Source organism: Bradyrhizobium sp. LB11.1 (assembly GCF_040549385.1).
In the GTDB taxonomy this organism is placed as follows: Bacteria; Pseudomonadota; Alphaproteobacteria; order Rhizobiales; family Xanthobacteraceae; genus Bradyrhizobium.
On record NZ_JBEPTH010000008.1, the window covers coordinates 85,977 to 106,989 of the forward strand.

General features: G+C 63.0%; 22 protein-coding genes. 13 read left to right on the plus strand and 9 right to left on the minus strand.

Features of this window, described 5'->3' with window-relative positions:
• Positions 1-27: 27 nt before the first annotated feature.
• From ABIA96_RS21535 to ABIA96_RS21555, 5 genes are all read left to right on the plus strand, one after another.
• Entirely contained in the window at positions 28-426 is a 399-nt protein-coding gene (locus tag ABIA96_RS21535) for a metallopeptidase family protein (RefSeq protein ID WP_354139057.1), read from the plus strand.
• 81 nt (positions 427-507) lie between these two features.
• Positions 508-1,113: a 3-isopropylmalate dehydratase small subunit gene (gene leuD, locus ABIA96_RS21540; protein ID WP_354139058.1), complete on the plus strand. Its 606-nt coding sequence runs from the start codon at positions 508-510 to the stop codon at positions 1,111-1,113.
• Between the two features lie 80 nt (positions 1,114-1,193).
• Positions 1,194-1,979 carry a glycosyltransferase family 32 protein gene (locus tag ABIA96_RS21545; protein ID WP_354139059.1) on the plus strand — a complete coding sequence of 262 codons (786 nt, stop codon included), beginning with the start codon at positions 1,194-1,196 and terminating at the stop codon, positions 1,977-1,979.
• A 452-nt stretch (positions 1,980-2,431) separates the two neighbouring features.
• The gene (locus ABIA96_RS21550) at positions 2,432-3,277 is read left to right on the plus strand and encodes a metal-dependent phosphohydrolase (RefSeq protein ID WP_354139060.1); all 846 of its coding nucleotides are present in this window, start codon (positions 2,432-2,434) and stop codon (positions 3,275-3,277) included.
• Between the two features lie 34 nt (positions 3,278-3,311).
• A complete protein-coding gene (locus ABIA96_RS21555; protein ID WP_354139061.1) occupies positions 3,312-4,133 on the plus strand; it encodes an LssY C-terminal domain-containing protein in 822 nt (273 codons plus the stop codon).
• Positions 4,134-4,230: 97 nt separating this feature from the next.
• Here ABIA96_RS21555 and ABIA96_RS21560 read toward each other — a convergent pair whose 3' ends face one another.
• Positions 4,231-5,112, minus strand: a complete 882-nt coding sequence (locus ABIA96_RS21560; protein ID WP_354139062.1) for an HpcH/HpaI aldolase/citrate lyase family protein — start codon at positions 5,110-5,112, stop codon at positions 4,231-4,233.
• Positions 5,113-5,223: 111 nt separating this feature from the next.
• Here ABIA96_RS21560 and ABIA96_RS21565 point away from each other — a divergent pair, with 111 nt between their 5' ends.
• Positions 5,224-5,868, plus strand: a complete 645-nt coding sequence (locus ABIA96_RS21565) for a carbonic anhydrase (RefSeq protein WP_354139063.1) — start codon at positions 5,224-5,226, stop codon at positions 5,866-5,868.
• 123 nt (positions 5,869-5,991) lie between these two features.
• Here ABIA96_RS21565 and ABIA96_RS21570 read toward each other — a convergent pair whose 3' ends face one another.
• A complete protein-coding gene (locus ABIA96_RS21570) occupies positions 5,992-7,026 on the minus strand; it encodes an aspartate-semialdehyde dehydrogenase (RefSeq protein WP_354139064.1) in 1,035 nt (344 codons plus the stop codon).
• A 116-nt stretch (positions 7,027-7,142) separates the two neighbouring features.
• On the opposite strand from ABIA96_RS21570, the gene ABIA96_RS21575 reads away from it, so the two are divergent.
• Both ABIA96_RS21575 and ABIA96_RS21580 read left to right on the plus strand, forming a co-directional pair.
• Complete coding sequence (locus tag ABIA96_RS21575) at positions 7,143-7,931, plus strand: hypothetical protein (RefSeq protein ID WP_354139065.1); 789 nt, start codon at positions 7,143-7,145, stop codon at positions 7,929-7,931.
• Positions 7,932-8,127: 196 nt separating this feature from the next.
• Complete coding sequence (locus tag ABIA96_RS21580) at positions 8,128-8,514, plus strand: hypothetical protein (RefSeq protein WP_354139066.1); 387 nt, start codon at positions 8,128-8,130, stop codon at positions 8,512-8,514.
• A 73-nt stretch (positions 8,515-8,587) separates the two neighbouring features.
• On the opposite strand, the gene ABIA96_RS21585 is transcribed toward ABIA96_RS21580, so the two are convergent.
• Positions 8,588-9,226, minus strand: a complete 639-nt coding sequence (locus ABIA96_RS21585) for a DapH/DapD/GlmU-related protein (RefSeq protein WP_354139067.1) — start codon at positions 9,224-9,226, stop codon at positions 8,588-8,590.
• A gap of 155 nt (positions 9,227-9,381) precedes the next feature.
• The gene (leuB, locus tag ABIA96_RS21590; RefSeq protein WP_354139068.1) at positions 9,382-10,494 is read right to left on the minus strand and encodes a 3-isopropylmalate dehydrogenase; all 1,113 of its coding nucleotides are present in this window, start codon (positions 10,492-10,494) and stop codon (positions 9,382-9,384) included.
• A gap of 131 nt (positions 10,495-10,625) precedes the next feature.
• Between leuB and ABIA96_RS21595 the strand changes: the two genes are divergently transcribed.
• Positions 10,626-11,825, plus strand: coding sequence for a YbfB/YjiJ family MFS transporter (locus tag ABIA96_RS21595; protein WP_354139069.1), 1,200 nt, complete (start codon positions 10,626-10,628; stop codon positions 11,823-11,825).
• Between the two features lie 111 nt (positions 11,826-11,936).
• On the opposite strand, the gene ABIA96_RS21600 is transcribed toward ABIA96_RS21595, so the two are convergent.
• The 4 genes from ABIA96_RS21600 to ABIA96_RS21615 form a co-directional block, all read right to left on the minus strand.
• Positions 11,937-12,719, minus strand: coding sequence for a molybdopterin-binding protein (locus ABIA96_RS21600; RefSeq protein ID WP_354139070.1), 783 nt, complete (start codon positions 12,717-12,719; stop codon positions 11,937-11,939).
• Positions 12,720-12,733: 14 nt separating this feature from the next.
• Complete coding sequence (locus ABIA96_RS21605; protein WP_354139071.1) at positions 12,734-13,363, minus strand: cytochrome b/b6 domain-containing protein; 630 nt, start codon at positions 13,361-13,363, stop codon at positions 12,734-12,736.
• A gap of 176 nt (positions 13,364-13,539) precedes the next feature.
• Complete coding sequence (locus tag ABIA96_RS21610; protein WP_354139072.1) at positions 13,540-14,094, minus strand: fasciclin domain-containing protein; 555 nt, start codon at positions 14,092-14,094, stop codon at positions 13,540-13,542.
• Positions 14,095-14,435: 341 nt separating this feature from the next.
• A complete protein-coding gene (locus ABIA96_RS21615) occupies positions 14,436-15,197 on the minus strand; it encodes an SDR family oxidoreductase (RefSeq protein ID WP_354139073.1) in 762 nt (253 codons plus the stop codon).
• Positions 15,198-15,309: 112 nt separating this feature from the next.
• On the opposite strand from ABIA96_RS21615, the gene ABIA96_RS21620 reads away from it, so the two are divergent.
• Positions 15,310-16,839, plus strand: a complete 1,530-nt coding sequence (locus tag ABIA96_RS21620) for a malonate--CoA ligase (RefSeq protein ID WP_354139074.1) — start codon at positions 15,310-15,312, stop codon at positions 16,837-16,839.
• 126 nt (positions 16,840-16,965) lie between these two features.
• Here the strand turns inward: ABIA96_RS21620 and ABIA96_RS21625 are convergent, their stop codons facing one another.
• Positions 16,966-17,826: a sulfite exporter TauE/SafE family protein gene (locus ABIA96_RS21625; protein WP_354139075.1), complete on the minus strand. Its 861-nt coding sequence runs from the start codon at positions 17,824-17,826 to the stop codon at positions 16,966-16,968.
• A 522-nt stretch (positions 17,827-18,348) separates the two neighbouring features.
• Here ABIA96_RS21625 and sdhC point away from each other — a divergent pair.
• From sdhC to sdhA, 3 genes are read left to right on the plus strand one after another with little or no spacing between them, the layout of a single operon-like run.
• The gene (gene sdhC, locus ABIA96_RS21630; RefSeq protein WP_354139076.1) at positions 18,349-18,747 is read left to right on the plus strand and encodes a succinate dehydrogenase, cytochrome b556 subunit; all 399 of its coding nucleotides are present in this window, start codon (positions 18,349-18,351) and stop codon (positions 18,745-18,747) included.
• Entirely contained in the window at positions 18,744-19,148 is a 405-nt protein-coding gene (sdhD, locus tag ABIA96_RS21635) for a succinate dehydrogenase, hydrophobic membrane anchor protein (RefSeq protein WP_354139077.1), read from the plus strand. The genes sdhC and sdhD overlap by 4 nt, the downstream gene beginning before the upstream one ends.
• 3 nt (positions 19,149-19,151) lie before the next feature.
• Positions 19,152-20,981 carry a succinate dehydrogenase flavoprotein subunit gene (sdhA, locus tag ABIA96_RS21640; RefSeq protein WP_354139078.1) on the plus strand — a complete coding sequence of 610 codons (1,830 nt, stop codon included), beginning with the start codon at positions 19,152-19,154 and terminating at the stop codon, positions 20,979-20,981.
• The last annotated feature ends 32 nt before the right edge of the window (positions 20,982-21,013 follow it).

Below are 21,013 nucleotides of genomic sequence, written 5' to 3' on the forward strand. Positions count from 1 at the left end.
CTGCGGAACCCGCGCTAGGAGAAACGCATGTGGATCGACCTGAAAGCGCCCTCGCTGGCCGAGATGGAAGTGACGGCGCACGACATTTTCGAGCGCCTGCCGGCGGAATTTCGCAGGCTCTGTGAGGGCCTGATCATCCGCGTCGACGATTTCCCGACCGAGGAAGTCATGGACGAGATGGAATGCGAGAGCGAGTTCGACCTACTCGGCCTGTTCCAGGGCGTCGGCCTGCCCCAGCAAAGCTTTGGCGATGTGGCGCGGCTGCCTAACATGGTCTGGCTCTACCGCCGGCCGATCCTGGACTATTGGGCCGAGCACGACGAAAGCCTCGGCCACATCGTCCGCCACGTCCTGATTCACGAGATCGGGCACCATTTCGGCCTCTCGGACGACGATATGGCTGATATTGAGGCTCAAGCAGACTAGATCTGCCGAAATCGACCTAGGATTCGAGCCTTAATCGCGATAAATACGCGGTCCCTAACCACTCCTCGGGAAGCGCAAACAATGGACAAGTTCACTACGCTGGAAGGCGTCGCGGCGCCGCTGAAGATCATCAATGTCGACACCGACATGATCATTCCGAAGCAGTACCTCAAGACCATTAAGCGTACCGGCCTTGGCAAGGGGCTCTTCTCCGAGCAGCGCTACAAGGATGACGGTAGCGAGAACCCGGATTTCGTCCTCAACCAGCCCGCCTATCGCAAGACGAAGGTGCTGGTCGCCGGCGACAATTTCGGCTGCGGCTCGAGCCGCGAGCATGCGCCCTGGGCGCTGCTCGACTTCGGCATCCGCTGCGTGATCTCGACCTCGTTCGGCGACATCTTCTACAACAACTGCTTCAAGAACGGCATTCTGCCGATCCGCGTCAGCCAAGAAGACCTCGACAAGCTGTTCGACGACGCCGAGCGCGGCGCCAACGCGACGCTGACGATCGATCTGCCGAACCAGGAGATCCGCGGTCCCGACGGCGGCACGGTCAAGTTCGAGATCGACCCGTTCCGCAAGCACTGCCTGATCAACGGCCTCGACGACATCGGCCTCACGATGGAGAAGAAGTCCTCGATCGACACTTATGAAGAGAAGCTCAAGCACGAACGCGCCTGGGCCTGATCTCAAATTCCGGTTCGAGCCCCGGCGTCATCGGCGCCGGGGCTTTTTCTTTGTCCTCGATATCCCGTATAGCTCCATTCATGCTGCCCGACATCGTCACCTTCTGGCACGGCCCGATAGACGCGCTGCGCCAGACCTGTCTGCGCTCGCAACTCGCGGCCGGCCACAAGGTCACGGTCTACAGCTTTGACACCATCCCGGGTCTTCCGGCGGGCGTCGGCAATGCCGATGCCGAAGCGATCCTGCCGCATGCCTTCTCCGAACGATTGCGGCCGCCGCAACTGGACGGAAGCTGGCGCGACTGGACCACGCTGCAGTTCAGCGACTTCTTCCGCATGAAACTGATGGCGAAGGGTTTTGGCCTCTGGCTCGATGCCGACGTGCTGCTGCTCAAGCCCGCCGAGATCAATCCGGCAAAGCCTTACTTTGCCTGGGAGCGGCCGCGCCAACTCGGCAATTCCGCGATCTATCTGCCGCCCGAGCACGGCATCGTCGCGGCCTTCGAAGAGCTGATGGAGCAGGAGGAGCTGACACCGAACTGGCTGTCGGTGCGCCACCGCATCACCTTCATGATGCGCCGCCTGCGCGGCGGCTCGAACCGTCTCTCCGACCTTCGTGTTGCGATCTTCGGGCCCGCAGCACTCACCGCGCTCGCGCGCCGCACCGGCGAATTGCACAATGCGCTGCCGAAGCAGTCGTTCTACGCCGTGCACGCCGAGCCCAAGCTGTTCTTCGATCCCTCGAGCTATCTCGGCCTCGTCACCAACCCCGAGATCATCGGCCTGCACATCTCGCCAAAAGGCCGCGGCGGCGAGAAGCCGATTCCGGGCAGCCTCTATGCGTGGGCGACGGAGCGGTTCTCGTAGCTTCCGCGCAGGCCGTGCGCCCCCTCTCCCGCTTGCGGGAGAGGGTTGGGGAGAGGGTGTCTCCACAACGGGACAATGCCCTAGAGGAAAGAACCCTCACCCGGCGCAAGCGCCGACCTCTCCCGCAAGCGGGAGAGGTGCAGCGGAGCCCGTGGCCTCGTTATCTCAATTTGATCCAGCGCAACGCGCCCCAGCACTCGTGACCGGCACGGTCGTTGAAAATTACCACGGCTATTGCGGCAACGCCGCGACGTCGGAATCGCTCGATCGGGCAGACGTCGCGCCGCGGCGGCGCGGGAAATCCCGCCCGGCCAGGAATTTCTTGGTCCCTGCCTCGGATCGAGGTCGGGTCGGCCATTGATTTACGTCAAGCTTCAGGACAAATTCGGGCTCGATCATGGGCTGGCAACGGTGATCCGTTGTCGTGCCAACACACATTGAATGGTGCCCGGATGATCACGATTCCTGAATTGGTGGCGCAGACCTTATCGTCGTTTCTGACGTCCGATACCCGAGACCGGTTCGGTTCGTCTCATGCCCGTTTGACCGAAGTGCTTCCGTTTGCAGCCAGGCTTACGCTGGAATGCATCGGCAACAGCGACGCTCTCTATCACGACGTCGAGCACACCATGCTCGTTACCCTGGCGGGACACGATATCCTGATGGGACGGATGATGTTGCGTCCGACGACAGCCGCAGACTACGCAAATTTCATCCTGGCCTGCCTCACTCATGATATCGGATATGTGCGCGGCATCGTTCAGGGCGACACCGAGGACTCCTATGTTGCTGACACGACCGGCCGCACGGTTCGTCTCCCGCGCGGGGCGACGGATGCCTCGCTCGCGCCCCATCATGTCGACCGCTCGAAGCTGTTCGCCTCCGAGCGCTTCGATGGTGTCGAAGAAGTTGACGCAAGCCGGATTGCGCGAGCCATAGAGTTCACGCGTTTTCCTTATACGGATACGCCTAACGACGAGCTGGTCGAAGAGGAAGGCATGCTGCTGCGCGCCGCGGACCTCATTGGCCAGCTTGGCGACCCGAACTATCTCAGAAAGGCAAATGCACTCTTCTACGAGTTTGAGGAAATCGGGCTGAACAAGAAGCTCGGCTACGAAACGCCTGCAGACGTCGTCTACAAGTACCCGCAATTCTATTGGAGCAACGTCGCCCCGCAAATTCAAGGCGCCATACGTTATCTCAACATCACCGCGAGCGGGCGGCAATGGATTGCGAACCTGTACGGCAACGTTTTCCGGGCTGAGCGCGAACCGGGCTTATCCGGACCACAGCCATAATGGTGATCTTGGACGAATACTCGAACGATATCGCATGACCAATTTCGCCGAGAGCGGGACGAAGAGGCGACGGTGGCCTTACCGTTTGGCCGTGGTGCTGATCGCCTATCTGGCTCTGGCCTACTTTCTGGCGCCCCTACTGTGGATCCATCACGAGCACGAAGCCGGGCTAGCTTCGTTGCCAATGGTCACCAGGACGTCGGACGATATCCCTGCTGATCCCCTGAACGTTGGAATCGTCGGCAACGAAGAAGACGTTGTCCGCGCCATGAATGCGGCTGGATGGTTTGCAGCCGACGCCGTGACCCTGCGTTCGAGTGTCGAGATCGTCGGGAGCGTGGTGCTGGATCGCCCCTATCACAACGCTCCCGTCAGCCCGCTCTACTATCTGGGAAAGAAGGAGCAATACGCTTTCGAGAAACCCGTCGGGAGCAGTGCGGATCGACGGAATCACGTCCGGTTCTGGAAGGCTCTCGAAAAAGGCGACGACGGTCGTCCGGTCTGGCTCGGCTCGGCGACCTTCGACCGGGGTGTCGGGCTAAGCCACGACACAGGACAAGTCACTCATCATATCGCGGCCAACATCGATGCCGAGCGAGATCTCCTGATGACCGACCTAAGCAAGGCAAAAGTCGTCAGCAATTTCTTTCAGATCTCGGGCATAGGCCCGACGCTGTTCGGCCGAAACGGGGGTGGCGACCCCTATTACACCGACGGCGAGATCCATGTTGCCGTCCTCGTGCCAGGAGCGGCGAATGGACCTGCCGATCCGCCGACCATCCCGCCGCCTTCTCTTATTGCCCTGAAAGATGCCATATGGCACGGCATCGCTCACAAAGCCGAAGGCACGCCCTAAAGCGCGATGAGATTTGGATGAATCGTCATCGCGCTTTAGGTGGTTGTTTGCGCATGATCTTTCCGGAAAACCGCTTCGCACTTTTCCGGATCATGCTCTAGCCCTTGCTCATTGCCGTGATCGCGTCCGCGATCTCGATCGTGCGTTTCGCCATGGCGGCGTGCAGGCGCTCCACCATGGCGCCGTCGAGGCGGATCGCGCCGCGCGAGACGTTTTCCGGCAGCTCGAACGCCGCGATGATTTTTCGGGCGCGCGCGATCTCTTCTTCTGGCGGCGTGAAGATCGCGTTGCAGGCGTCAATCTGAGACGGATGGATCAGCGTCTTGCCGTCGAAGCCGAGATCGCGACCCTGCGCGCATTCGGTGGCAAAGCCATCGGGATTGTTGATATCGCTGTAGGGACCATCGAGGATCTCGAGGCCATGGGCGCGTGTCGCCAGGATGCAATGGGTGATCATCGGGATCATCGCGGCGCGGCCGGGCATCATCTTGATTCGCGTCTCGCGCGAGATGTCATTCGGGCCGAACACGAAGCCTGACAGGCGCGTCTTGGGATCGCGACCGGCCGCGGCCAGTTCCTCCGCATGCAGCACCGCGCGCGCGGTCTCGATCATGGCCCAGACTTTCACGGTCGGCGCGGCACCGAGGTCGGCGAGATGGCGGCCGATGATCTGGAGATCCTCGATGCTTGAAACCTTGGGAACCAGGATGCCGTCGGGCGAGGCCTTGGCGGCCATCGCGACATCGTCGGCCCACCATTGCGAGTCGAGGCCGTTGGTCCGGATCAGGATCTCGCGCTTGCCGAAACCCTTGGCCGCGATCGCGGCGGCGATGCCGTCACGTGCCACCGCCTTGGCGTCGGGGGCGACGGAGTCTTCGAGATCGAGGATGAGGCCGTCGGCGGCGAGATTCCGCGCCTTTTCAAGGGCGCGGGGGTTGGAGCCGGGCATGAACAGATGGCTGCGGCGCGGGCGGGTCATGCTGGCGTTCCTTCCGGTTTCCACGTCACTATTCCGACCGAAGCCGATAGCACTTGGCCTGCCTATTCGAAAGGCTTGTTCGGCCCTCTGGTCTATGGTTAGGCATAGGCCATGATCACATTCCCGAAGCATTTGCTGGAAGGCTACAACGCCTTCGCCACCCAGCGGCTGCCGGCCGAGCAGAACCGCTATCGCGAGCTGTCGGTGAAAGGGCAGTCGCCACCTGTGATGGTGATCGGCTGCTGCGACAGCCGCGTCTCGCCCGAAGTGATTTTCGACGTCGGTCCGGGCGAGCTCTTCGTGGTCCGCAACATCGCCAATCTGGTGCCGACCTATCAGCCCGACGAGAATGCGCACGGCGTTTCGGCGGCGCTGGAATATGCCGTTACAGTGCTACGCGTCAAACACATCGTGGTGCTCGGGCACGCGCAATGCGGCGGCATCCGCGCCTTCGTCGACAAGATCGAGCCGCTCACGCCGGGCGATTTCATCGGCAAATGGATGCAGATGTTCATCAAGCCCGGCGAAGTGGTCGAGCAGCGCGACCACGAGACCATGGCGCAATTCGTCGAGCGCATCGAGAAAGCCGCGGTGTTCCGCAGCCTGGAAAACCTGATGACGTTCCCGTTCGTGCGCAAGGCCGTCGAGAGCGGCCAGATGCAACTGCACGGCGCCTATTTCGGCGTCGCGGAGGGAACGCTGTTCGTGCTGGACAAGGCGAGCAAGGAATTCAAGAGCGCGCGGAGCGTGGTGTAGGCCGCTCGCGGCTTGGCTTGAATTCGTAGGGTGGGCAAAGGCGCACCGCGCCGTGCCCACCATCTTTTCCGATTATGCGCCGGTGGTGGGCACGCTTCGCTTTGCCCACCCTACGGCAGCTCGTTACGCCGCCTTCTTCTTCGCGCTGATCAGCTTGCGGTTGATCAGGACTTCCGCGATCTGGATCGCGTTGAGGGCTGCGCCCTTGCGTAGATTGTCCGACACGCACCACAGCACGAGACCGTTCTCCACCGTCGCGTCCTCGCGGATGCGGCTGATATAGGTCGCGTCCTCGCCGGCCGCTTCATACGGTGTGGCGTAGCCGCCGGCCTCCTGCTTGTCGATGACGAGACAGCCGGGCGCCTTGCGCAGGATGTCGCGCGCTTCGTCCGCAGTGATCGGATTCTCGAACTCGATGTTGACGGCCTCGGAGTGACCGACGAACACAGGCACGCGCACGCAAGTCGCGGAGAGCTTGATCTTGGGATCAAGAATCTTCTTGGTCTCCGCCATCATCTTCCACTCTTCCTTGGTGTAGCCGTCCTCCATGAAGACGTCGATGTGGGGAATGACGTTGAAGGCGATACGCTTGGGGAATTTCTTACTGACCAGGTCCTGGTTGGTGTAGACGGCCTTGGTTTGCGAGAACAATTCGTCCATGCCGTCCTTGCCGGCGCCCGACACCGATTGATAGGTCGAGACCACGACGCGCTTGATCGTCGCCTTGTCATGCAGCGGCTTCAGCGCGACCACGAGCTGCGCGGTCGAGCAGTTCGGGTTGGCGATGATGTTCTTCTTGGCGAAGCCCTTGGTGGCGTCGGCATTCACTTCCGGCACGATCAGCGGCACGTCCGGATCCATGCGCCAGGCGGAAGAGTTGTCGATGACGACCGTGCCGGCGGCGCCGATTTTCGGCGACCATTCCTTCGACACCTCGCCACCCGCCGACATCAGGCAGATGTCGACATCGGAGAAATCATAATGCTCGAGCGCTTTGCACTTCAGGGTGCGGTCGCCATAGGAGACCTCGACGCCGACGCTGCGACGTGACGCCAGGGCCACGACCTCGTCCGCGGGAAATTTGCGCTCATCCAGAATGTTGAGCATTTCCCGTCCGACATTGCCGGTCGCGCCGACGACTGCGACTTTGTAACCCATCGTTCACTCTCCGATGAAAAAGCCCGTTCCTGAAGCTGACGCTTAAACAGGAAGAGCAGCGCTTCTATGCGAGAACCGGCCTCAAGACAACGTTGGACCATGCCTGAAGGCCGTGGATGCAGTCGCCTGAGGCCGGCACGGCCGCAACTCCTACCCAGATCCATCTGGCGCTCGCCAATTTCGCCGACGAAATCGTCGGCACGCTGGCGCACCTGTTTGCCTATGTGGGGGTGCTCGCGCTGTTTGCCATCCTTGCGCTGGCCGGTCTCGGCCAGCTGCCGGATTTGCGCGACGATGAAGCCGCGGAGCGACCGGGCTGGGCCGTCGCGGACCGGTCTCACCCGGCGTTTGCACTCAGTCGGCTCGATTCATCAGAAAAAACAGCCTCTTACACCATCCTGCGGCACCCCGAAGGCGGCCGCCGCGACGTGATGCGCTGGATCGGCGACGCGGACAAGCCCCTGGCCGAGCTCGAGATTTACCGGGAAGGCAGCGAATTCGACGTGACGCGCCCGGCGACCGCTGGCCTCGCCGTCCGAATGGGCCTGGGCGAGGCCTCCACGCTGGAGCAGGCCGGCCTGATCGATACCAAATTCGGTGCCGTCGCCCTGTTCCGACCGACCGGCACAGCCGACGGATCGCCGGCCTGCCTCGGCTATCTCAAGCGTAACGAGGAGCCGGCGCTGCAGATATCCGGTTTCTCCTGCCAGGGCGACACAATGCCGGCCCGGCGTGCGGCGATCGCCTGCACGCTGAACCGGCTGACGCAGCTTGCCTCGGGCAACGAGCCGAAGCTCGCGGAACTGTTCGCCCATGCGGAGCTGAAGCGCCGCTCCTGCGATTCCCAGGGCTCCGCCGACTGGCTGCTGGGCGCCGCGAACGCGCAATTGCGCGGGACGCTTTGACCTGTATCAAGGGACCTGCATCAAGGATTTGCATCAAGGATCTGCATCAAGCTCAAGTCACTGGTATGCATGCAACTTTTGCCAGCGCGCGCGATTATTCCGGCGTGGTGTGACTGAATTGACCTAGTTGCAGCCACCCCGTCCGGGCTAGTATGGGGTGAAATCGACTGGCGGCTTGCCGCCTGAAGGGGACGCGATGAGTTTGAATTTCTTTCCGGCGAACAAACTGGCGATGTGGCTTGCGGCGGGCGCCGTGGTTGCGATGGCCTTCGCCGCGCCGGCCTCGGCAGACACCAGGACCAAGCATCGGTATGACGATCGCGGCCGGCCCGTTTACGGCCCGAGCGGTCCCAATGCGGTCTACCAGCAGGGCCGTACCCGAATCTATGTGAGCAAGCGCTCCTGGCTCGACGGCGGCACCGAGGTCAATCCGGGCGACCGCAAGTTCAGCGACTACGCTTTCCCGCCGGAGATCGGTTATCCGACCTTCGCACGCGAGAACAATAACCGTCCGATCGATCGCCAGCCGCTCAGCACGCCGGCCGATGTCGGCGGCTACCCGCGGAATTTCCCGCTCTACTGAGACGGACGTCACGACCGAATCAAAAGGCCGGGCTTCATGCCCGGCCTTTTTGTTTGTGCGAAACGCGTGTGCTTCACGCGTTGGCTTCCGGGTCATATCGCCGGCAAAATTCTTCGATCGCCTCGGAGCGGAAATCGGCGAGGCGCTCGAAGATGAGCTGATCCGGCCAGTCCCACCAGGCGATGCGGCGCAGGCTGTCAGCGACGGCGTCATCAAAGCGCTTGCGGATGGCGCGCGCCGGAACGCCGCCGACGATGGTGTAGGGCGCGACATCGCGGCTGACGACTGCGCCCGCTCCGATCACCGCACCGTCGCCGACCGTGACGCCCGGTAGCAGGATCGCGGCGTGGCCGATCCAGACATCATTGCCGACGATGACGCGGTCGCCGCGGCGGTCCGCGAAGAAGTCGCGGTCGCGGCTCGCCGTCGCGTCATAATATTCCGGGACATAGGTGAAGCGATGCTGCGACGGGCGGCCCATCGGATGGTTCGGCGCGCCGATCCGCACCGAATTGGCGATGGCGGTGAATTTGCCGATCACGGCATCGGCGACATCGCAATTCTCGCCGAGATAAGAATAGTCGCCGAGCAAGGCATATTCGATGCGCGTGTGGCTCAGGATCTCGCAGCGCCGCCCGATCTGCGCCTCGCGCTGGCGCACCGTGTCATGGATGATGGTTTCCGCGATCTTGGGGCGGGAAGAGGCATCCATGAGGTGGCTCCGAGAGCAGGTGCCGTAGGGTGGGTTAGCCGAAGGCGTAACCCACCACTTTGATTTCCGCGGAGATAGAAGAGGTGGGTTACGCCAAGCGGTCTGCGCTTCGCGCAGTCCGCAAGGCTAACCCACCCTACGGTTCTGTGCCCGCCTTACGCGTGCAGCTTCTGCAGTTCCTTCAGGATCGCTTCGCCCATCTGCGTGGTCGAGGCAGCCTTCGTGCCTTCCGACTTGATGTCGGCAGTCCGAAGACCGCTGGCGAGCACGGCGGCGATCGCGGCGTCGACCTTGTCGGCGAGCGCACCCATGTCGAAGGAATAGCGCAGCGCCATGCCGAACGACGAGATCATCGCGATCGGATTGGCGAGGCCCTGGCCTGCGATATCAGGCGCCGAACCGTGCACGGGCTCGTACAGCGCCTTGCGCTTCTTGCTCTTGACGTCGACTTCGCCGAGCGAGGCCGAGGGCAGCATGCCGAGCGATCCCGTCAGCATCGCCGCGATGTCGGACAGCATGTCGCCGAACAAATTGTCGGTGACGATGACGTCGAACTGCTTCGGCGCCTTCACCAGCATCATGCCGCCGGAGTCAGCAAGCTGATGCTCGAGCGTGACATCCGGGTATTCGCGCTTGTGGACCTGGGTCATGACCTCGTTCCAGAGCACGCCCGACTTCATGACGTTGCGCTTCTCCATCGACGTCACCTTGTTCTTGCGCTTCCGGGCCAGCTCGAAGGCGACGCGGCCGATGCGCTCGATCTCATAGGTGTCGTAGACCTGGGTATCGATGGCGCGCTTCTGGCCGTTGCCGAGATCGGTGATGGTCTTGGGCTCGCCGAAATAGACGCCGCCGGTGAGCTCGCGCACGATGACGATGTCGAGACCCTCGACCGCCTCGCGCTTCAGGCTGGAAGCATCCGCCAGCGCCGGATAGCACACGGCCGGGCGGAGGTTGGCGAACAAAGCGAGATCCTTGCGCAGGCGCAGCAGGCCGGCTTCGGGGCGCACCTCGTAAGGCACCGCATCCCACTTCGGACCGCCGACCGCGCCGAAGATGATGGCGTCGGCAGCCAGCGCCTTGGCCATGTCGCCCTCGGAGATCGACACCTTGTGGGCGTCATAGGCCGAGCCGCCGACGAGGCCGGTATCGGTCTCGAATTTGGCGATCCCGGCCGAATTGAGCCAATCGATCAGCCGCTTCACCTCGCCCATCACCTCGGGGCCGATACCGTCGCCGGGGAGCAGCAGCAATTTATGGGTCGCCATGGTCGTTTCCTCTGAGATCGAATTCGGCCGGAGTGCTAGAGCGGCGTTGCGTGCTTGGCAAGACACCATTGCCGCCGCGCGGCTGTGCAAGGCGGACGGGGCCTGCCACACTGCGCCGGCCGGAGTACCCTTTGCTCGCACCTAACCGCCCCTCGCCCGACGCACATCCCGCGCGGCTGATCCTGACCCTGTCGCTTGCCGCGACGGTCGGGCTCGGCATCGGCCGCTTTGCCTATGCGCTGGTGCTGCCTGATATGCGGGAGGATCTCGGCTGGTCCTACTCGGCGGCCGGTTTCATGAACACCATCAACGCCGTCGGCTACCTCGTGGGCGCGCTGATGGCGTCCCGGCTGATCCAGCGCGTCGGCTGGGCGGCGGCGATCCGCGGCGGAACCGTGGCCTGCGTCGCTGCGCTGGCGGTCTGCGCCTTGACCGGAAATTTTTTCGCGCTGAGCCTGGCGCGGCTGGTGCTCGGTATCGGCGCCGCGGCTGGCTTCGTGGCCGGCGGCGCGCTCGCCGCGACCGTCGCGCAGTCGCGCCCGGAGCGGGCCAATTTCCTGCTCAGTCTGTTCTATGCCGGCCCCGGCATCGGCATTCTCTCCTCCGGGCTGATCGCACCGTTCACGCTGCAGCATTTCGGCCCGGGCTCGTGGTGGATCGTGTGGTGGGCGATGACGCTGCTCTCGGCCGCGATGACCGTGCCGCTGTTCCTGGTCCGGATCGAGAGCGGCGCGCGTTTTTCGGAAGGCAGCCACGCCGCTTTCAGGATTCTTCCCGCGTTGATCTATCTCGCCGCCTACTTCCTGTTTGGCGCGGGCTACATCGCCTACATGACCTTCATGATCGCCTATGTGCGCGACGGCGGCGGCGGCGCCGCGGCGCAGGCGGGATTCTGGGGCCTGATCGGCATGAGCGCTTTCGTGACGCCCTGGATCTGGCGTCGCGTGCTCGCGCTCGATCGCGGCGGGCTCGCCACCGCCATCATCCTCGGCACCAACGCGATCGGCGCCGGTTTGCCGATGCTGGGACATTCGATCACGTGGCTTGCGACCTCCGCGGTGGTGTTCGGCGTCGCCTTCTTCGCCGTGGTCGGGTCGACCACGGCGTTCGTACGCTTCAACTATCCGCCGGAGGTATGGCCGCGCGCGATCGCGGCGATGACGATCTCGTTCGGCGTTGGCCAGACGTTGGGCCCGATCGTGGTCGGCGCGATCACGGATGCGCTGGGGAGTTTGAGCTACGCACTGAATGTCTCGGCGGGGTTGCTGGCGCTAGGGGCGGTGCTAGCGTTGCTTCAGCGGAAGGTCGGTCCGAAGGTCTCGGTGCCGTAGGGTGGGCAAAGGCGCGTAGCGCCGTGCCCACCATGACAGTCATCGCTGACACAACACTGGTGGGCACGCTTCGCTTTGCCCACCCTACGGCAGCGGAGCTAGTAGTAGCCGTCAGCTCCCGCTAAACGAATTATACCCCTGGTCTTCCCAATAGCCGCCCTTGTAGTCGTTGGTGACTTCCATCGAGACCACGTATTTCGGATTCTTGAACCCGAGTTTTGTGGGCACCCGGATCTTCATCGGAAAGCCGTAAGCGCGCGGCAAGGTCTCGTTGGCGTATTTGAACGTCATCTGGGTCTGCGGATGCAGGGCGGTGCGCATGTCGAGCGGCGAATTGTAGCCGTCCTTGTCGGCGCACTGGAACCAGACGTATTTCGCGCGCGTATCGGCGCCGATCAGTTTCAGGAAATCGCGCAGCGGCGTGCCGGTCCAGCTGCCGATCGCGCTCCAGCCTTCGACGCAGATGTGGCGCGTGATTTGCGTGAACTGCGGCAGCCTGGTGAGCTCGGGAAGCGTCCACGACTTCTTGTTGTCGACGAGACCGCGCACCTCGAGCTTCCAGGCATCGCCATCCACCTCCGGCGCGTCGTCGAGATCGTAATAGGCGTTGAACGGAAACGGCTTTGTAATCGCGCTCTCGGGGAACGTCGGCGCCAGTGCGTCGGGATTGAAGATGAAATCCTGCACGGCGTCGTTGAATTTCGAGATCTTCGCCAGCATCGTGTCCGCCGAGGACGAGTCGATCACGTCGCAGCCGGTGAGCAGTGTCAGCGCGCCGAGGCTGGCGCCGCCCGCGATGAAGCGGCGGCGGGTGGGATCGGGCATGGTCTTGAGGGAGTCCTTGATCAGCAGCCGCTTGTCGACGCCGGGGATCAGGAATGAACGCTTCGCCATTGTGATTCTCCCTCTCAGCGACCGATGATCATCGCGCGCAGGCTCTTCGGCACCAGCAGCGCGAGCAGCACGTGAATGACCATGAAAGCGCAGATCGCAGCCATGCAGAAGAAATGGACGTAGCGCGCGGTCGGGTAATCGCCGAACAGCTTTACCAGATAGTAAAGCTGCACCGGCTTCCACATCGACAGGCCCGACAGCACGATCAGCACGCCGACCAAGATGATGCCGGCATAGAGCGCACGCTGAACGTAATTGTAGACGCTGAGATCGTCATGGCTAAGCTTGAAGGTCAGCGCGGCCCTGACATCGTGGAGCACACCCGACGGCGTGATCGGCAACAGCTTCTTGGCGAAGCGGCCGGATACGAAACCGGTGATGAGATAGGCAAGGCCGTTGATCATCAGCAGCCACATCGCGGCAAAATGCCAAAGAAGACCGCCGGCGAGCCAGCCGCCGAGCGTGTATTCGCGCGGAAAGCTGAAGCCGAACAGCGGCGAGGCGTTGTAGATCTGCCAGCCCGACAGGATCATCAGGACCATGGCAACGGCGTTGGTCCAGTGCATGACCCGAACCCAGGCCGGCTGGATCGTCCTGGTCGGGGCCGCTTCGATGTGCTCGTCGACTGTGGCTAGGCTCGCCATGGTGGTTCCGTCCTGTGAGATCGCGTTGGTAATTATACGCCAGTCGCTACGCCTTCGTTACATCGGCGTTTTCGCGAAACTGGCGGGCAGCTTCTCACAATAAAGCGAGCCGGGGGGACCCCCGGCTCGCTTTGCCGTTCATCCCCGCTCGGGGGACTAAACAGGGGTGCGCGGTGTTACGTCGCCGGCATCAGCACGGTGTCGACCACATGGATGACGCCGTTGGACTGGTTGACGTTGGGAATCGTCACCATCGAGGTGCCGCCCTTGGCGTCGACGATCCAGGTCTTGCCGTCCTGCTTCTTCACGGTGAGCTCCTCGCCCTCGACGGTCTTGAGCTTCTTGCCGTCGGTGAGGTCGGAGGCTTCGAGCTTGCCGGGCACGACATGGTAGGTGAGGATCTTGGTCAGCGTCGCCTTGTTCTCAGGCTTGACCAGGGTGTCGACGGTGCCGGCCGGCAGCTTGCCGAAGGCGGCGTTGGTCGGCGCGAACACCGTGAACGGACCCTTGCCTTCCAGCGTCGGAACCAGGCCGGCCGCCTTCACCGCCGCCACCAGCGTGGTGTGATCCTTCGAGTTGACGGCATTCTGGACGATGTTCTTCGACGGGAACATCGCGGCGCCGCCGACCATGACGGTCTTTTCCTCGGCACGGGCAGGCGCGACGACGGTCGCTGTGATGGCCAGGGCGCTGAAGGCTGCGGCGGTGAGATAGGCAATGCGCTTCGACATGGGGCAACTCCCGATTGGATTGTGACCGGCGTTTGCCGGCGATGAACTTGGGCAACAACGGCAACTGCGACAGTTTGGCGTGAGGCAGAAGTGGCGTCGTTGGCCCGAGCTACGGGACGGTTTGCGAGCGGTTTCGGACAAAAATTCTTTGTGATGCGTGAAACTATGGGGCGGCGTGATCGTGTGAGCGCCGCACGCGTGCCAAAGAGACAGTGTCGCGAGGGTGGGCAAAGCGTAGCGTGCCCACCAAACGCAAATGGCGAGAGGTGGTGGGCACGGCGCTTGGCGCCTTTGCCCACCCTTGCTACGGCAGTTTGCCCGTTGCGACAGTTGCGCCCGCCTCAATCCCTGTTGTGCGGCGTCTGGATGAACCCGCGATTGTGTGTCGGGCTGATCAGGAGCTCGTTGATGCAGACGCGCGGCGGCATGCTGGCGATGAATGCGATGGTGCGGCCGAGGTCTTCGGATTGCAGCATCTTCGCCTGCTCTTCCTCGCTCGGCACCACCGGGCGCAGCTTCAGGATCGGCGTCGCCACCTCGCCGGGCATCAGGCAGCAGGCGCGCAAGCCATTGATGCATTCGTCCATGTTGAACGAATGGGTCAGCGCCAGCACCGCATGTTTGGTGGTGGTGTAGGCCGGGCCCGGCATCTTCGAGACATGGCGGCCGGCCCAGGACGAGACGTTGATGATCGAGCCGTCCTGCTGCTTGCGCATCGTCGGCAGCACCGCGTGCATGCAATAGAGCACGCCGTTGAGATTGACCTGGACCAGCCTGTCCCAGCCTTCCAGTTCCATGTCCTTCCAGTTGCGTTTCGGAACATTGATGCCGGCATTGTTCACGAGCAGGTCGATCCGGCCATGCTTCGCGACGATGTGATCGGCGGCCTTCTGGGCTTCGGCCGCGTTTGACACGTCCAGGGCCAGCGCCTCGGCCGTCCCGCCAGCCTTGGCGATCCTGGCAACCACGGTCTCCAGGGCGTCCTTGCGGCGGCCGGAGACCACGACGATCCAGCCGTCGGCCGCGAGCGCCTCGGCACCGGCCTCCCCGATCCCGCTGCCCCCGCCCGTGACCCAGGCCACGCGTTTCCCGTTTTTGGTCATGCAAACTGTCTCCGTTGCTACATTGGGGCGGTTTTTGCTAATCCAGCCCTCGGTTTTGACCGGCCTTGCTTTACGAGGCTTGTTACGAGCCTTGCCGTCGAGGAAATCTTGCATGAACCAAGCAGCCAACGCCAATCTGTTTTCCCGCCTGTTCGACGGCCTCGACGACCCCAAACGCCTCGCGATCGAGACGCAGGACGGCGCCCATATCAGCTATGGCGATCTGATCGCGCGGGCCGGGCAAATGGCGAACGCGCTGGTCGCGCGCGGCGTGAAACCCGGTGACCGCGTCGCGGTACAGGTGGAAAAATCCGTCGCCAATATCGTGCTGTATCTCGGCACTGTCAGGGCCGGCGCAATCTACCTGCCGCTCAACACCGCCTATACGCTGAATGAGCTCGATTACTTCATCGGCGATGCCGAGCCGTCGCTGGTGGTCTGCGATCCCGCCAAGGCGGATGGGCTCGCCCCGATCGCCGCCAAGGTGAAGGCCAAGGTCGAGACGCTCGGGCCTGACGGCAAGGGCTCGCTGACGGATGCCGCCGAGAGGGCGAGCAGCGAGTTTGCGACCGTCTCGCGGACGAACGACGATCTCGCCGCGATCCTCTACACGTCCGGCACCACCGGCCGCTCCAAGGGCGCGATGCTCAGCCACGACAATCTCGCGTCGAACTCGCTCTCGCTCGTCGGATACTGGGGCTTCACCGACAAGGACGTGCTGATCCACGCACTGCCGATCTACCACACCCACGGCCTGTTCGTGGCGACCAACGTGACGCTGTTCGCCCGCGCCTCGATGATCTTCCTGCCGAAGCTCGATCCGGACCTCATCATCAAGCTGATGGCGCGCGCCACGGTGCTGATGGGCGTGCCGACGTTCTACACGCGGCTTCTGCAGAACCCCGCGCTGTCGCGCGACACCGCAAAACATATGCGGCTGTTTATCTCGGGCTCGGCGCCGCTATTGGCCGAAACCCATCGCGAATGGTCGGCGCGGACGGGACACGCCGTGCTCGAGCGCTACGGCATGACCGAAACCAACATGAACACGTCGAACCCCTATGACGGCGAGCGCGTGCCCGGCGCGGTCGGCTTCCCTCTGCCCGGCGTCTCCGTCCGCGTGACCGATCCGGAGACGGCTAAGGAGCTGCCACGCGACGAGATTGGCATGATCGAGGTCAAAGGCCCGAACGTCTTCAAAGGCTATTGGCGCATGCCGGAGAAGACCAAGTCCGAATTCCGTCCCGACGGCTTCTTCATCACCGGCGATCTCGGCAAGATCGATAGCAAGGGCTACGTCCACATCCTCGGCCGCGGCAAGGATCTCGTCATCTCCGGCGGCTTCAACGTCTATCCGAAGGAAATCGAAAGCGAGATCGACGCGATGCCGGGTGTGATCGAATCCGCCGTGATCGGTTTGCCCCATGCCGATTTCGGCGAGGGCGTCACGGCGGTTCTCGTTTGCAACAAGGGCGCCGAGGTCACCGAAGCCGCGGTGCTGAAAGCGCTCGACGGACGGCTGGCAAAGTTCAAGATGCCCAAGCGCGTGTTCGTCGTCGACGAGCTACCGCGCAACACCATGGGCAAGGTGCAGAAGAACATTTTGCGGGATACGTACAAGGATATTTTCGCGAAGAAGTAGGAGCTGTTGCACACAACTCTCAACGCCGTCATTGCGAGGAGCACTTGCGACGAAGCAATCCAGACTGTCGCTGCGGGACGATTCTGGATTGCTTCGCGTCGCTCGCAATGACGAAGTGTGCGGTGGCTACTGCCCGCCGACCAGGCTCATCACAAACCGGCTGCCCACGATAAACAGATAGCAACCGAACGCCACTTCCAGCGTCCGCTTCGACATCGCGTGCGCGGCTCGCACGCCTAACGGCGCTGTCACAAGACTCATCGGCATCACCAGCACGGCGCCGATCAGCGAGACGTAACCGAGCGCGAACGGGATTTGCAGCGCTGCGACGGCGGGATAGGCCGCTGCCGCGGGCCAGCCTGCATAGACATAGCCGAGCGCGCCGGGGATCGAGATCAGCACGGCGAGCGCCGATGAGGTCGCCACCGCCTGATGAATCGGACGGCCGTAGAAGGTCATCAGCAGGTTCGAGAACAGTCCGCCGCCGATGCCCATCAGCGTCGATAGAAGGCCGACGCAAAAGCCGTAGACGCGCATCAACGGGCCCTGCGGCAGGTCGTCACCGAGCTTCCAGGTCTCACGCCCGAAGATCAGGCGCGCCGCCGCAGAATAGGCGACGCAGACGAACACGATCTTGAACAGCCGCTCCGGCGCGTAGCGTGCGACCACGCTGCCGGCGACGACGCCGATGAGGATCGGCAGCCACCAGACGCGCAGGATCGTCAGGTCGACGGCGCCGCGCTTGTAATGCGCCTGGAACGAGCGGATCGAGGTCGGGATGATCACCGCAAGCGAGGTGCCGACACAGAGCGGCATGCGCACCTCGAGCGGCACACCGGCGATGCGGAAGCATTCGTAAAACACCGGCACGAGAATCGCGCCGCCGCCGATGCCGAACACGCCGGCCAGAAATCCGGACAGCGCGCCGACTGCGATCAGCAGCAGCGCGAGCTCCACGATCTCCTTGATATCAAGACCTGCAATCACCCCTGACCTGCCCCGGCGACTGATCGCAGCGCGTCCGATTCGTCGGCGCGAATTCAGCTGCTGAGGAAGCTGTAGGCGATCTGATTTGCCCGGTCGACACACTGCGCTCGCGGTCTTGGGTGGAATGCAGGTTGCGCATATCCGCCACCTCGCGGAAAATCGGTGCGCCTGATGGAAAATTGGGAGCGGCGCGGCGGCCAGCCGAAGCGCTCTCGACGTCATGAACTGACTGGTTCGAACCGTGGCCGTCGACCGGCGGGTTAGAGCCGTTCCAATAGTGATTTCAATGCGCCTCGCCCGGCGTCACATAGAATGAATTAATGTTCTATCTTTGGTCGGTGCGCCATCGCTCTGGTATACCAAGCCCTGATTGGCCTTGGTTCATCAAGGGCCTAGGGCTGAACGCAGGTTCGATTTATGGCGAATTGGTGATTGCGCAGGCCAAATCGACTCCGTAAATAGAGCCGACCTTTCGCGATCCCCGCGCGCCCCCTGCTGGGCCGCCATAAACATCAAAAGCCCATGACCGCACGGATCGAACGACCGCTTTCACCACACATGCAAGTCTACCGCTGGACGCTGACGATGGCGCTGTCCATCGTCCATCGCGCCACCGGTATCGCCCTTTACGTCGGAACCCTGCTGCTGGCCTGGTGGCTGATCGCTGCGGCCTCCGGCCCGGCCGCCTATGGCCACGTCCAGGCCTTCACCGGCAGCATCATCGGCCGGCTGATCATGTTCGGCTACACCTGGGCGCTGATGCACCATATGCTGAGCGGCATCCGGCACCTCGTGTGGGACCTCGGCTACGGCTTCAAGGCCAATGAGCGTGAAGCGCTGACCTGGGGCGCGCTGATCGGCGGCATCGCGCTGACAGTGCTGATCTGGATCATTGCCTACGCGATCGGAGGTGGACGATGAGCACGGCCGATACGCCGAAGCGCAGCATGCGCACCCCGCTCGGCCGCGTCCGCAACCTCGGCGCGGCGCATTCCGGCACATCCGATTTCTGGCGCCAGCGCTTGACTGCCGTCGCAATGGTGCTGCTGATGATCCCCGTGATCGTCGTGATCATGATGCTGCTCGGCCGCAACCAAGCCTATGCCAAGCAGATTCTCGGCTCGCTGCCGATAGCCATCATCATGGTGCTCTTCATCATCGCCAGCGCCTGGCACATGAAGATCGGCATGCAGGTCGTGATCGAGGACTATGTCCACAACGAGAAGCTGAAGCTCGCAACGATCATGTTCAACAATTTCTTCTCGATCGCGGTCGCGCTCGCCTCGATCTACGCGATTCTCCAACTGTCATCCGGAGTGTAACCCATGGCCAATGCGACGAATGGCAAGGGCGCTCCCGCGACCAGCGGCAAAGCCTATCCGATCGAAGACCACACCTATGACGTCGTCGTGGTCGGTGCCGGCGGCGCGGGCCTGCGCGCCACCGTCGGCTGCAGCGAAGCCGGCCTGAAGACGGCCTGCATCACCAAGGTGTTCCCGACCCGCTCGCACACGGTTGCGGCGCAGGGCGGCATCTCGGCCTCACTCGGCAACATGCACAAGGACGACTGGCGCTGGCACATGTACGACACCGTGAAGGGGTCGGACTGGCTCGGCGACCAGGACGCGATCGAATACATGGTGCGGAATGCGCCCGAAGCGGTCTACGAGCTCGAGCATTGGGGCGTGCCCTTCTCCCGCACCGAAGACGGCAAGATCTACCAGCGTCCGTTCGGCGGCATGACGATGGACTACGGCAAGGGCCAGGCGCAGCGCACCTGCGCCGCCGCCGACCGCACCGGCCACGCCATGCTGCACACGATGTACGGCCAATCGCTGCGCCACGCGGCCGAGTTCTTCATCGAGTTCTTCGCGATCGACCTGATCATGGACGACCAGGGCACCTGCCGCGGCGTCATCGCGCTCAAGCTCGACGACGGCACGCTGCACCGCTTCCGCGCCCAGACCGTGATTCTGGCAACCGGCGGCTACGGCCGCGCTTATGCCTCCTGCACCTCGGCGCACACCTGCACCGGTGACGGCGGCGGCATGGTGCTGCGCGCCGGCCTGCCGATGCAGGACATGGAGTTCGTGCAGTTCCACCCGACCGGCATCTACGGCTCGGGCTGTCTCGTCACCGAAGGCGCACGCGGCGAAGGCGGCTATCTCGTCAACTCCGAGGGCGAGCGCTTCATGGAGCGCTACGCGCCGTCCGCAAAGGATCTGGCGTCACGCGACGTCGTCTCGCGCGCGATGACCATCGAGATCCGCGAAGGCCGCGGCGTCGGCAAGAAGAAGGACCACATCTTCCTTCATCTCGACCATCTCGATCCCGCGGTGCTCGCCGAGCGCCTGCCGGGCATCTCCGAATCCGCAAAGATCTTCGCCAATGTCGACGTAACGCGCGAGCCGATCCCGATCGTGCCGACCGTGCACTACAACATGGGCGGCATCCCGACGAATTATCACGGCGAAGTATTGACCAAGAAGGACGGCGACGACAACGCCATCATCCCCGGCCTGATGGCGATCGGCGAAGCTGCTTGCGTCTCCGTGCATGGCGCCAACCGCCTCGGCTCCAACTCGCTGATCGACCTCGTCGTGTTCGGCCGCGCCGCCTCGCTGCGTCTCGCCGAGAAGCTGACGCCGAACGCCAAGCAGCCCGAGCTGCCGGCGAACTCGTCAGACCTCGCGCTCGGCCGCCTCGACCACTATCGCTACGCCTCTGGCGGCACGCCGACCGCGAAGCTGCGCGAAGGCATGCAGCACGTGATGCAGAACAACTGCGCGGTGTTCCGCACCGGCGACATTCTCAGTGAAGGCCAGAACCTGATCGAGAAGGTCCACAGCGGCATCACCGACATCGCCGTGTCCGACCGTTCGCTGGTGTGGAATTCCGACCTGATCGAGACGCTCGAGTTCGATAATCTGATCGCGCAGGCAGTGGTGACGATGGACTCGGCCGCCAACCGCACCGAGAGCCGCGGCGCGCATGCGCGCGAGGACTTCTCCGAGCGCGACGACAAGAACTGGATGAAGCACACGCTGGCCTGGCTGGACGACAACGGCAAGGCCAAGATCGAATACCGCCCGGTTCACGACTACACCATGACCAACGACGTGCAGTACATCCCGCCCAAAGCTCGCGTTTACTGAACGGCGCGCGTGTACTGAGCGAACAGCGAAAG